This window comes from Myxococcus sp. CA056, from assembly GCF_013336715.1.
GTDB classification, from domain to species: domain Bacteria; phylum Myxococcota; class Myxococcia; order Myxococcales; family Myxococcaceae; genus Myxococcus; species Myxococcus llanfairpwllgwyngyllgogerychwyrndrobwllllantysiliogogogochensis.
In genome coordinates, this window is the sequence record NZ_JABUMT010000010.1 from 270308 (window position 1) to 283069 (window position 12762).

Below are 12762 nucleotides of genomic sequence, written 5' to 3' on the forward strand. Positions count from 1 at the left end.
CTCATCCGCCAGGAAGCCCCCACCGTGCGATACGCCCTGCTCATTCTCTTGTTCCTGGCGCCCGGCCTTGCCCGCGCCCAGGCCGAGGCGCTCGAGAATCCCGGCGCCGTCTCCGCCATCCAGGAGCGGCAGTACCGGATGAATCACGAGCTGTACCTCGGGGTCGGCGTGCTGCCGGCCGACGCCTTCTACAAGGGCCTCACCGGAAGCGTCTCGTACACGTACCACTTCAGCGACACGTTCGCGTGGCAGGTGGGCCGCGGCACGTACAGCTACAACATCCAGACGTCGCTGCGCCGGCAGCTCGAGCGCGACTTCGACGTGGCCCCCACCGCCTCCGCGTTCGAGGACCAGGTGCAGTGGATGGTGGGCTCGGACCTCGTCTGGAGCCCGCTCTACGGCAAGACGGCCGTGCTCAACAGCTCCGTGCTGCACTTCGAGGCGTTCCTGCTCGGCGGCGGCACGGTGGTGAAGATTGACCGGCAGGACGGCTTCCGCCCCGCCATCAACCTGGGCCTGGGCGTGCGCATGTTCTCCGGCAAGACGCTGTCGTTCCGGCTCGACGTGACGAACAACGTCGTGTTCGCGGGTGCCTCCCGCATCATCAATGTCCCCGTGGTCCAGCTCGGTACCGCGTTCAACTTCGGCGCCACGGAATGACCCCCCGCTCACTTATCGCCGCGCTCGCCAGCGCCGCGCTCGTCGTGTCTCCAGCGACGGCTCCCGCCCAGTCTGGCGGTGGCTCGCTGCCCATGCCGCCACCTCCTTCCGGCGCGAAGGCCACGCCCGGCGCCGCCGCCAAACCCGCGACGGGCTCCCCCGCTCCGGCCGCGAAGCCCGCCGAGTCCGGGGCATCCGCGCCGGCCGCCGGCACCGAGGGCGCGCCCGCGGCTGCCGCGTCCGACAAGAAGCCGGAGGCCGCCGCCGAGGCTCCGCCGCCCGTGCCGCAGAAGGTGGACCCGGCCATCTTCGACCAGGCGCTGCAGGACTACTTCGACGGCAAGCCGCGCGATGCCGCGGGTCCTCTCTACGCGTGGCTCCAGGCCGCGCCCAAGACGGACGACAACTACGCCTGGGCGCAGTACTTCCTCGCCCGGAGCCTCATCGACCTGGGCCTGACGCACGCGGGCGCGTCGTATCTGGCGCGCATCGCCCGTGAGCGCTCCAACCCGAACGTCATCCCCCGCGCGCTCGACACGCTGAAGGAGCTGACGGACCGGCCGCACGACGACGTGATGATCGACGAGCAGGTCTTCGGCGCGCTCGACCTGGGCTTCCTCCCGGAAGACACGGGCGCGTACGCGCACTATCAGCAGGGCCTCGTCGACCTGCGCGTGGGCAACGAGCGCTGGGCCAACACGCACTTCGCCAAGCTGTCGGAGACGAGCGCCGAGGCCAGCCGCGCGAAGTTCGCGCTGCTCGTCACCCGGCTCAAGCAGGTGAAGGAGCCCTCCGAGGAGCTCATCGCGGACTTCCTGGGCCTGTCCAAGGACGAGAAGCTCACGCGCGAGGCTCGCAACGAGGCGGCGCTCGCGGTGGCCCGCCTGCGCTACGAGCGGCTGGACTACACGGGCGCGCTGGAGGCGTACAACCTGGTGAAGCTGCCGGAGCTGGACCCGGGCCGCGCCAGCCTCTACCTGGAGGAAGCGTGGACCCGCTACAAGCTGGGTGAGCCGCGCGCGTCGCTGGGCATCCTCACCACCCTGGATGCTCCGTCGTTCCGCGACGAGTTCCTGCCGGACAAGTACCTGCTGCGCGCCCTCATCTACCGCGACCTCTGCCACTACCTGCCCGCCAAGCGCGCGGCGAAGGAGCTGACGCGCAGGTTCGCGGACTCGCTGGAGGCGGTGCGCAACCGCGACGACCTCACCCAGGACCTCCGCCTGCGCCGCGCGGCCAACTCGCACGGTGGCACCCAGCGCGCCTCGCGCTTCGTGGAGACGCTGGACCTGGAGGGCGAGCGCCTGGGCCGCTACGCCGGCAGCTTCGGCGACCGGCTCTTCTCGCACCTGACGAAGCTGTACGACTTGTCTCGCGCCGAGGCCGTGCGCGTGTACGACGCGCGACTGGCGGAGGCCGTGCGCCAGGAGGCGGACACGCTCCTGCGCGCCGCGGAGCAGGTGCGACTGATGGAATACGAAGTGGGACTGAAGCTGTACGAGCGCGTGAAGAAGGGCGCGAAAATCGTGGCGCCCGAGGATGAACAACTCCTGACGCCCGACAGCGTCGCCTTCCGCTTCGACGGCGAATACTGGAACGACGAGCTCAAGTCGTACCGGGTCAGCATCGAGAGCCGCTGCATCGAGGAGACCCCATGACCGGCCCCCTGACCGGCCTGATTACCGCCGCCCTGCTCGCGGCGTCCCCCGGAGGCACGGGCCGCGCGGCGGGCCCCGGCCTCAATCCGATGGTCTCGAAGGCGAAGGAGCGCGACGAGTTCATCGCCAAGCTCAAGCGAGACATCTTCAAGGTCGACCGCGCCATCGGCGAGACGGAGAAGCTCATCTCCAAGAGCCGCAACGCGCCGTACCTGCCGGACCTCCAGTTCCGGCTCGCCGAGCTCTTCGTGGAGAAGAGCCGCTACGTGTACTACCTCCAGGCCGAGTCCCGGCCGGAGGGAGCCTCGGGCGCCATCGTCTCTCCCGAGACGCGGCTGATGAAGCAGAAGGCCGTGCAGATGTACTACCGCCTGCTGCGCGAGTACCCGGACTTCAAGGACGGGGACCAGGTGACGTTCTACCTGGCGCACGAGCAGCGCGAACTCGGTCAGTTCGACGAGATGCTCAAGACGCTCGGCGACCTGACGCGCAAGTTCCCCAACAGCCCGCTGCGGCTGGAGTCGGAGCAGATTCTCGGCGACCACTTCTTCGACAAGGCGGACCTCGTCGAGGCCGAGCGCCACTATCAGGCCATCCTGGAGGCCCCGCCCTCCCCCGTGCACGACCTGGCCCGCTACAAGATGGGCTGGATTCGCGTCAACCAGGCCAAGCACGCGGAGGCCGTCACGTTCTTCGAGGCCGCGGCCGCGAGCGCCCCCCTGCCGGGCATGGACGTGAAGAAGGCGCTCAACGTGAAGCGCGAGGCGCTGCTTGACCTCGTCTACAGCTACACGGAGGCGAAGCCCGCCAAGGGCGCGCTCAACTACTTCGAGAAGCTCAGCGAAAGCCGCGCCACCTACGCGCTGGCGCTCGACAAGCTGGGCAACCGCTACTTCATCAAGCAGCAGTACGAGTGGGCCATCCCCGCGCTGCGCAAGCTGATGGAGATTCAGCACGACCCCGAGCTGGATTTGGAGCGCGGCCAGAAGCTCTACGACGCGCTCAAGGCGTCCAAGGGCAAGGTGCTGCCGGAGCCGGAGGACCTGCGCATCCTCGTGCGCGCGGCGGTGCAGTCCAAGACCGACCCGGAGCTGTCGGAGGTCGACCGCAAGAAGCAGCTCGTGGAGCTGGAGGAGATGGGGCGCGACCTGGCCACCCTGCTCCATCTCGCGGCGCAGAAGAAGGAGGAGAAGGAGCTCTACCTGAGCACCGCCGAGGCGTACGAGGCGTACCTGAGCCTCTTCCGTCCCGACCAGTACGTGCGGCCGATGATGAAGAACCGCGCGGAGGCGCTCTTCTCCGCCAAGGACTACACGCGCGCCGCGCGTCAGTTCGAGGAGCTGGCCCGCTACGAGTCGAAGGCGAAGGACGCCAAGGGCGAGGAAGAGGCCCTCTACGCCGCGCTGCTCGCGCACTTCTCCACGCTCAAGCCGGAGGAGGCGCTCAAGCGCAACGCGTATGAAGTCGCGGACGCGCGTCAGGCGATGAAGCTGCTGGGCGCGGAGTACGTGTCGCGCTACCCCAAGAGCCCCAACGTCCTGGACGTGAAGTTCAACATCGCCCGCGCCTTCTACGAGGACGGCGACTACCCCAAGGCGGCGGAGCTGTTCACCGCCTTCGCCCTCACCCATCCGCAGCACAAGGAAGCCACCGTCGCCGGCAACCTGGCGCTGGACAGCTTGCGGCAGGTCAACGACTTCAAGGGCCTGGACGAGACGGGCAAGAAGTTCCTCACCTCGCCCCTGCCCGGCAACTTCCGCGCGGAGGTGCAGAAGATTCTCACCCAGAGCCGCGCCGAGGCGCTGGACGAGCTGGCGCTGCAGAGCGCCCAGGAGACGGGCGACGTCATCCAGGGCCTCGTGAAGGTGGCCGACGAGAACAAGAACAGCGACATCGGCGAGAAGGCCCTGTACGGCGCCTTCACGGCGGCGCGCGAGAAGCGCGACCTGCAGGCCGAGCGCGACCTGGGCGCCAAGCTGGTGCAGGACTACCCCAAGAGCCAGTACCTGTCGGACGTGCTCCTGACGCTCGGCCGGCACGCGGCGGAAGCGGCGGCGTTCGGCGAGGCGGCCACGTGGTTCGAGCAGGTGGGCCAGAAGCTGGGCGCGGACATCGCCGGCGTGGATGGGTGGCTTGCTGGCGCGCGGTTGCGCATGGCGCTGGGTGAGTACAAGGAAGCGGCCCGGAACCTCGAGACGGCGGCGGAAGTGTCGGGCGCGCGCAAGTCCGAGGTGCTGGTGCTGCTGGCCGAGGCGCGGCTGAAGGCGAAGGACTACTCGCGCGCGAAGCTCGCGGCCGACTCGGCGCTGAAGCTGGACCCGAGGAGCGCGGGCGCGGCGGCGGTGCTGGCGGAGGTGCAGGCAGTCACGGCGCCCACGGCGTCCGCGGACGCGCTGGTGGCCACGCTCACCACGGCGGTGCAGGGCCCCAACGGCCAGACGGAAGAGGCGGCCAGGGGCCTGTGGTTCCTGGGCGAGATTCTCTACCGCGGCTACAAGGACCTGCCGGCGGACAAGGTGGAGGAGAAGGTCGCCGCGCTCCAGAGCCTGGAGGGCATCTACACGCAGGCCGCGTCGCTGGGTTACCCCGAGTGGGCGGTGGCCTCGCTGTGGCGGCTGGCGCTGGCGTACGGGCACATCGCGGACGTCGTCGAGTCCACGCCGGTGCCGGGCGGCCTCTCCGCTGCGGAGTCGCAGCAGTTCCAGGCGGCGGTGAAGGAGCAGGTCGGCCCGCTGAAGACGCGCTCGGAGGAGGCATTCAAGGCGTGTCTGTCCCGCGCGGAGTCGCTGGAGGTCTTCAGCGCGGCGGTGGTGGGTTGCCGCTCGCGCGCCGAACAGGCCGCGCTGCCGGTGCCCCAGCCGGGTGCGCCCACGCAGTTGGCCGCGCTGGATGACCTGCGCAAGAAGGCCGAGCGCACGCTCAGCGTGGAGTCGCTGGAAGCGCTGGGCATGGCGTACCTGGAGGCGCGCCAGTTCGGCGTGGCGCAGCTGACGTTTGGCCGCGTCACGGAGCTCCAGGACACCAAGGCCTCGGCGCACTCGGCGCTGGGCTGGGCACTGCTCAACATGGGTGACGCCATGGGCGCGCGCGCCGCGTACGCCAAGGCGATGGACTCCGACCCCACCTACGACAAGGCGCGCCTCAACCTGGCCGCGCTGCGCTGCCGCTTCGGCGACGTGGACGGGGCGCGGCGAGACCTGGCCGTCCTCAAGGACGTGGGCTCGCTCAACGGCGCCGACGTGGACACCGCGGGCTGGAAGGCGTGCAAGTGAGCCCGCGTCTCCACCCGACGCACTCGCACGGCTTCCGGACCCTGGCGCTGGTGGCGCTGGTGGCCGGGCTGTGCGCGTGCGGCGACGAGGGCGGCGCGCTGGAAGGCAGCGTGTCGCCGTTGTTGGACCTGAAGTACAAGCGCGCGGAGGCGGTGCTGGCCGAAGGAGAGCTGTCCATCAACTTCGTCTCGCCCCAGGGCTCCGGGGTGAACACCGTGCTGAAGGTCAGCGCGCGCGTGGGGGACATGATTCCCGAGGGCTACACCGGCGGGCTCACCATCAACCTGGCCGAGTCCCTGGAGGGCGGCGCGCAGCGCGGCGTCATCGGCCGCAGCGTGCTGGACGAGCCGGCGCGCGTCTTTCCGCAGTTGGAGCGAGGCTCGCTCGTCGTGGACAACCTCCCCACGGCGCAGGGCCAGCGTGTCACCGGTGACTTCCACGTCACCTTCGTCAACGGCATCGACATCTATTCCGGCCGCACCATCTTCGGCAGCTTCGAGGCGACCGTTCCATGAAGCACATCGTCCTGCTCACCCTCCCGCTCTTCCTGGCCGCGTGCGGCCCCAGCTACGGCATGAAGGTGCCTGGCTCGCTGGTGAAGAAGCTCCCGTTTGAAGTCCGCATCGAGCTGCTGGAGGCGGAGAACGAGCTGGCGCTCGCCGTCGACAAGGTGGACGAGAACAACAACGAGATTGACCGCGCCCGCGACAACATCCGCCGCGCCCGCTCCCGCCAGGAGGCGGCGGAGGACGAGGTGGACCGCGCGACGGACGAAGTCTCCCGCGAGGTCGCGAAGCTGGCCATCGAGGAGTCCGAGGCTCGCGTGGAGTACCTGCGCGCGAAGCAGCGGCTGTCGGTGGGGTTGCGTGACGTGTCGGAGCTGGCGCGCAACTGCGCCTTCGCCAAGTTCGAGCTGGCCAAGCTGACGGCGGCCCGCAAGGCGAAGGTGGAGGGCAGCGAGGAGCTGGACCCGAAGGAGTTCGAGGAGCAGGTGGCCGAGTGCGACGCGGAGGTGAAGGAAGAGCTCGCCGACCTCTCCGAGGACCAGAAGGAAGAGAAGACGGCGCGGGAGGCTTGGGAGGCGAAGAAGACGGCCCTCGCCAAGAAGACGTTCGACGCGCGTGCCAGTCCCTACGTGGAGAACCTGTGATGACGAAAGCCGGCGTCCTAGTCCTCCAGCTGCTCACCGCCCAGACGCCTCCACCCGACGCGGCCGCGCTCGAGCGCACCGCGGCGGTGGAGAGTGCCCGGCTGCGCGCGTCTCCGGACGACGCCGATGCGCTCTATCGCCTGGGCACGGCCTTCCTCGCGCTGAACAAGCCGAAGAAGGCGGTGGAGCCGCTGAAGAAGCTGGTGGAGGTGGAGCCGGACCTGATTCCGCCCCGCCTGGCACTGGGTCGGGCGCTGAGGCTCGCGGGCGACGCGGAGGCCGCGCGCACGCTGCTGGACCAGGCCATCGCCGCGTTTCCCGAGGATGCGTCGCTGCGCTCGGAGCGGGGCCTGCTGGCCCGCGTGCTGGACGAGACGGACGTGGCCATCAGCCAGTACTCGATGGCGGTGGAGCTGGCGCCGAAGGACGCGGAGCTGCGCTTCAACCTGGGCGAGGCCCTGCAGCGCGCCAACCGCACGGACGACGCCATCGAGGCGTACCGTGAGGCGCTGAAGCTGGACTCCAAGCTGAACGTCGCCCGCGTCAACCTGGGCAAGGCCCTGGCGGAGAAGGGGCTCAACGGCGAGGCCAAGGAGACGCTGCGCGAGGCCACTCGCGAGAAGCTGGGCGACGCGGAGGCGCACTACAACCTGGGCGTCCTGCTGCTGCGCGAGAACGACTTCGACGGCGCCATCGCCGAGTACCAGCGCGCCATCGCCGCGGACCCGAAGCACGCGCGCGCGCAGAACAACCTGGGCGTGGCGCTCAACGAGAAGGGCGACCCGCGCAAGGCCACCGAGGCGTTCCTCAAGGCCATCGCCGCCGACTCGAAGTACGCGGAGGCCCACTTCAATCTGGGGCTCGCCTACTACCAGTTGGGCGACAACGTGCGCGCCACCAAGTCCTTCGAGAAGGCGCTGGTGCTGGAGCCGCGCCGGGCCAGCGGGCCGTACACGCAGCTGGGCCACCTGTACCTGGAGCAGGGCAAGAAGAAGCAGGCGGTGGAGGCCTTCAAGAAGGCCATCGAGAAGAGCACCGACGACGGGAAGAAGACGACGGAGGCGTACCAGGGCCTCGCGCGTGCGTACCTGTCGCTGGGCAAGGCCGAGGAGGCCGTGGCCACGCTGAAGACGGCGGTGGAGGCGTTCCCCAAGGACGCGGCCGCGAGGGCGGGCTACGGCGAGGCGCTGAAGGCCAAGGGTGACTTCGACGGCGCGATTGCCCAGTACGAGGAATGTGTCGCGCTGTCGCCCACGGTGGAGAACCGGTTGGCGCTGGCGGACACCTACGCGAAGAAGCGCGTGTCGGCGAAGGCACAGCCGCTCTACCTGGCGGTCCTCAAGGAGGACCCGAACCACCGCGTGGCGAAGCTGGCGCTGGCGGACCTCCTGATGGCCATGGGGGACTACGCCGGTGCGGAGACGTACCTGCGGCCCAAGGAAGGCGAGGAGGCGGACACGGCGGCGCTGGCGCGGCTGGGCATCGTCCACTCGCGACGCGGGCGTCCGGACCTGGCGGTGACGGAGCTGGAGGAAGTGGTGGCGAAGGACCCGGCGCAGATTGAAGCGCGGGCCGAGCTGGGCTTCCTGTACCTGCGCGGCGGCGACGGCGCGAAGGCGCGCAAGGTGCTGACGGACGCGCTGGCGGTGGAGCCTCGCAACGCGCTGGCGCTGCTGTACCTGGGCCACGCGCTGTACCAGCAGGGCAACGCGAAGGACGCGGAGAAGTCCTTCCGGGGTTCCTCTCAGGTGGACCCGACCTTCGCCGAGCCGCACAACGCGCTGGGGCAGTTGCTGGAAGCGTCGAAGCGGCTGGATGAGGCGAAGCTGGAGTACGAGACGGCGCTGAAGCTCCAGCCCAACCACGAGGACGCGCAGCTGTCCTTGAAGCGGCTGGGTGCATCGGCCAAGGCGGAGTAGGCGCGACGGCTCCGCCCCGTCTGGCGCGGAGCCTCGGCCCAGACGGACGAGGCTGGGCGACTGCTACGCGGGCATGCCGAGCAACACCGCGCCCACGGAGACGAACGCCGCGCCCACGAGTTGGCGGCGTCCCAGCCGCTCTCCCTGAAGCGCGGCCAGGGCCAGCGCGAAGGCGATGGACGTGTTGCGCAGCGTGAGCACCGCCCCTGCCCCACTGTCGTTCAGCGCCGAGAGCAGCAGCGCGAAGGACAGCATGCAGATGGCCCCCGCGAAGACGACCAGACCGGGACGGCTCCACGCCTCTCGCTGGAGGGTGGCCCACCCCATCTGCCGGCTCCGCTCCAGCACCAGCACGGGCAGCGCGACGAGCAGGCCCGTGGTGAAGAGGGCGGGTGGCTGCGCGCCGTCCGAGAGCGCCATCTTGTAGCTCAGGTGATAGCCGGCGATGGCCACCGCCGACAGCGCGGCCCACGCGACTCCGGACGCAGCGGGCCCCGTGGGACGCGACAGATGCATCACCGCGAGCCCACCGCCCAGCACCACCGCGCCCGTGACGGTCCACGCGGAGATGGGCTCACCCAGTGCCAGCACGGACACCGGCCAGACCAGGAGCATCGCGCCACCTCGCGACACCGTGTACGCGAGGCCCAACGGTGCGCGGTGCAGGGCACGGGACAGCGCCGCCAGATAGACGCTCTCACAGGCGCCTGCCCCGAGCGCCCATGCGAGCCCCGCCGTGGAGGGGAACGCTTCCCCTTTCATGCCGAGCGCCCACAGACCACCGCCCACCACCGCCACGGTGATGACGCCCACCACGCCTGCCTCGGGATTCGGATGCTTCTTGAGCATCGCGTTCCAGGACGCGTGAAGGAACGCGGACACCAACACCAACCCCAACGCGACGGTCTGCAACGGACGAGGCTCCTGGACAGCGGCGAAGGCTCGTATCTAGCGCGTCGCCGTGCGCCTCGCAGTCCTCATGAGAGGAGAGGCACACTCCTCGTCATGCGAGGGGAGCACAGTCCTCGTCGGAGTTCGCCAGAACCGTCGGTGCGTCGGCCGCGGACAAGCGAGCAGACAGGGAAGGCTCGGCAGGCGACTCACCGCGTGGCGTGAGGAGCCCACTGCTCGGGAGAGAGGCGCACCGCTCCTTCCGCGAGAACAGGAGCGCGGAGCATCAGTCCACTCGAAGAAGCCGTGCCTTCTCGGGGAGCGGTGCTTCGCGCGCGGCGAGGACACGCAAGCCACTCGCTCCACTCTCGGGGCGACGAGTACCCCACGAAGAGGCTTCGCATCTCCCGCAAGGACTTGAGCAGGGTGGGCCTGGCGGAAGTACGCCGGGCTTCGCGCGCCACATCGCTGCTCACTCAGGGAGCGTCATCCTCACCGGAGTCCTCGGAGTCCCCCGACACGTCGCCCGAGAGGAAGCGCGCTGGCAGGACAGGCCCCGTGGGCGAAGGACGCCGCTCGACGAGGTGCTGTCGACCGAAGGTGTAACGCGCCTCCGCATGAGCTCCGAAGGCCGAGCCTTCCGCATGAGCCACCAGCACGAGGTCCGTCCGCGGCACCACCCCCGGCGTCACGCTCACCACGCACGGCACCGCGCGCACATCCTCACCCTCACCTTCCGGCAGCACGAAGTCCGTCGTCCCTTCGATGAGCCGTGCCTCCGGAGGCAGCACGATGCTCACCGCGATGGGGACGTTGAACCCCGCCCTTCGCTCGACTTCAGCCACGAGCCGGAGTCCTCCGCCTTCGGCGTCCACCACGCGCCAGTTCACGCGCATCGGAGCGGGCACTCGCGTGGTGAGCCCCGCCAATGAACCTCCGCTCAACGCGGTGGCCGCGCTGTCGTCAGAGGACTCCTCCGTATGCTCGTCGCCAACCGCCACGCCTCGCGGACGCACGCGGTAGACCGCATCGCGCACCAGACCGGCGCCTCCAGACTTCCCCTTCGACGGTGACGCGGTCGACATCCGTACCGCCGACACAGACCTCGATGCGGACACCGGAGCAACTCGAGTCCGCGTCGCGAGGCGCGAAGCCTCGTCCCCGTGCGTGGGACCACTCAACGGAACATCGTCTCTCTGGGAGAAGGGAGGTCGAGGCTCGGGAGGCTTGCGCAGTCGGCCTCGGGCTCGCTCCACCCCCGAAGCCACTCCCGCCGCAAGTGCTCCAATCAGCGCCAGGGCCAACACTGCGCCTGCGATGCGTCGTCGCGACGTCATGGGCACGCACCCTGAATGGCACGCCCCACGCGTGCTCGGGCAACGAGCCCCACCACGTCGACCACCGACACAACATCAGGGCGAGCGAGGGCCTCCCGGCCATCCCGCCGGACACGTTCCATCATCGACACCGCGGACTCCAGAACTGGCCCCTGCCGCTCCAACTTGCGCATCACAGCCTCACCAGCACAAGGGCTCATGGCTGGGATACGGATACGCCAGGGTCGGCTCGGTGGCCGCGTCCATCAATGCCCGCGGGTAGCCCTTGCACATCAGTGTGTCCAGGAAGTCCGCGAGACACGGCGCGGCCTCCGTCGTCTCCACCACGTCCACCTGCCTTCCCGCCACCATCCTCCACGTGTGCTTGCGATACCCCCGCGCCCACGGCGCCAGGTTCATCGCCGGAGCCGCGAGCGCCTCGTACAAAACCTGCCGCGACGGCGTACCGGTGCCCAGCCGATAGAGCATGGCGGCCACCTCGTTCTCCTCGATGGGCTGGAGCAATCCGTCCTCGGGCTTCGGCCGAGACCACGCGACCAGCTCCGGTGAACGCGTCTCCAGGTCCAGCCAGAACATCGTCCCGCCCTGCCTGTCGTAGTAGCGGGGATTGCCGCGCGTGTCGGAGCTGAACCACGTGGCCCAGCCCTCACTCCACGCCTGGCCCGGGAAGGTGGGCACCCCGACATAGTGCGGTCCGCCCTCGGAGGGGCTCGTCCCGTGGCTGGCCATCGCCCAGTGACCCAGTTCGTGGAGCACCATCGCCTCGGACCACCACGCCGCGTCGGAGTCTCCCGGCAGCCAGAGCTGCGCGCCCCAGCGCCGCCCCGCCGCCGTCACCTGCCACGGCGCGAAGCACGCCCCACACGACCACGTCGTGCCGAAACCCAACCACGCCACCACGGGCAACCCCGTCCGGCCAAACCGCTCCCGCGTGCCATTCCACGCCGCGCTCAGCGCCTCGAAGACCGCCGCCGCGCCCGAGCCCTCCGACTCCTCGATGGCGACCACGGGCGCATCCATCAACTCTCGCGTGGGGCGCGCCCAGCTCCACAGCCGCGCGGAAGCTCCCGGCGTCACGGGCAGCGTCTGTGGCCCAGACAGGCCCGGGTCCGCCACCGCGTAGTCCACCGTGCCGGGCTTCCCCTGCCCCGCCGCGTACACCACGACGAGGTCCTCCGGGCCCACCTCCGTCGGCAGGCGCACGGTGAAGCGTCCCACCGCGTCCGTCACCCCCAGGTCGATGAGCGTGCCCGCCTGGAAGGACGCGACGAGGAAGCCGCGGGCCGGCACCCACTCCGTCTCCGGCGTCCAGTCGTGGAAGGCCGCGTCGGGCAAGCGGCGCTCGTAACGCGCGACACCGCTCAGGGTGCGCCCGGGCGCACCGCACCAGCCCCGGTTCCCTTCCGCGACACAGCCCGCCTCACATCGCTGTTCGAGCCAGCGCCCCGCCGAGCACCGCTCCAGCGCGCCCATGTCCGAGCAGCGCGTGGCGCTCTCCACACAGGCCGCGCCTGGCTCGCAGTGCGCGCCATCGGAGGATTGCGATTCGACGCAGGCCTCGCTCACCGCGCAGTCCTCGCGCGCGAGCTGTCCGTCGTGACAGCGCTCCACCACGCGAGGCCCCAGACACCGTCCTCCGACAGGAAGCGCGCCGCAGTCGACCTGGGCCCTCACCGATTCCTCGGGCCCGGTGGAGCACGCGCTCATCCGGCAGGCTTCGTCGGAAGCCTCGCACGCGGCATCACACGGAACGGCTCCCGAGCCCGCGCCACACGCCAGCAACCCCACGCCCAGCGCCCAGTACACGAGCGCCCACCCACTCGCGCGAACAGCCGACTCGAAGCCCAACGCCGTACCACCTCCACGTCCGCCACA

General features: G+C 69.9%; 9 protein-coding genes. 6 read left to right on the forward strand and 3 right to left on the reverse strand.

The window, feature by feature from the left end:
- The first annotated feature begins 24 nt into the window (after positions 1-24).
- From HUA76_RS32010 to HUA76_RS32035, 6 genes are read left to right on the forward strand one after another with little or no spacing between them, the layout of a single operon-like run.
- Positions 25-660 carry an outer membrane beta-barrel domain-containing protein gene (locus tag HUA76_RS32010; RefSeq protein ID WP_141641918.1) on the forward strand — a complete coding sequence of 212 codons (636 nt, stop codon included), beginning with the start codon at positions 25-27 and terminating at the stop codon, positions 658-660.
- The gene (locus tag HUA76_RS32015; RefSeq protein ID WP_174462953.1) at positions 657-2318 is read left to right on the forward strand and encodes a hypothetical protein; all 1662 of its coding nucleotides are present in this window, start codon (positions 657-659) and stop codon (positions 2316-2318) included. Before HUA76_RS32010 ends, HUA76_RS32015 begins: the two co-directional genes overlap by 4 nt.
- The gene (locus HUA76_RS32020) at positions 2315-5590 is read left to right on the forward strand and encodes a tetratricopeptide repeat protein (RefSeq protein WP_174454731.1); all 3276 of its coding nucleotides are present in this window, start codon (positions 2315-2317) and stop codon (positions 5588-5590) included. Before HUA76_RS32015 ends, HUA76_RS32020 begins: the two co-directional genes overlap by 4 nt.
- A complete protein-coding gene (locus tag HUA76_RS32025; protein WP_174462954.1) occupies positions 5587-6105 on the forward strand; it encodes a hypothetical protein in 519 nt (172 codons plus the stop codon). The genes HUA76_RS32020 and HUA76_RS32025 overlap by 4 nt, the downstream gene beginning before the upstream one ends.
- Positions 6102-6740: a hypothetical protein gene (locus HUA76_RS32030; RefSeq protein ID WP_141641922.1), complete on the forward strand. Its 639-nt coding sequence runs from the start codon at positions 6102-6104 to the stop codon at positions 6738-6740. Before HUA76_RS32025 ends, HUA76_RS32030 begins: the two co-directional genes overlap by 4 nt.
- Entirely contained in the window at positions 6740-8659 is a 1920-nt protein-coding gene (locus HUA76_RS32035; protein WP_174462955.1) for a tetratricopeptide repeat protein, read from the forward strand. Before HUA76_RS32030 ends, HUA76_RS32035 begins: the two co-directional genes overlap by 1 nt.
- A 63-nt stretch (positions 8660-8722) precedes the next feature.
- Here the strand turns inward: HUA76_RS32035 and HUA76_RS32040 are convergent, their stop codons facing one another.
- From HUA76_RS32040 to HUA76_RS32050, 3 genes are all read right to left on the reverse strand, one after another.
- Positions 8723-9571: an EamA family transporter gene (locus HUA76_RS32040; RefSeq protein ID WP_254614612.1), complete on the reverse strand. Its 849-nt coding sequence runs from the start codon at positions 9569-9571 to the stop codon at positions 8723-8725.
- Between the two features lie 455 nt (positions 9572-10026).
- A complete protein-coding gene (locus tag HUA76_RS32045; RefSeq protein ID WP_174462956.1) occupies positions 10027-10587 on the reverse strand; it encodes a hypothetical protein in 561 nt (186 codons plus the stop codon).
- Positions 10588-11067: 480 nt separating this feature from the next.
- On the reverse strand, positions 11068-12735 hold the full coding sequence (locus HUA76_RS32050) for a hypothetical protein (RefSeq protein WP_254614613.1): 1668 nt from the start codon (positions 12733-12735) through the stop codon (positions 11068-11070).
- Between the last annotated feature and the right edge of the window lie 27 nt (positions 12736-12762).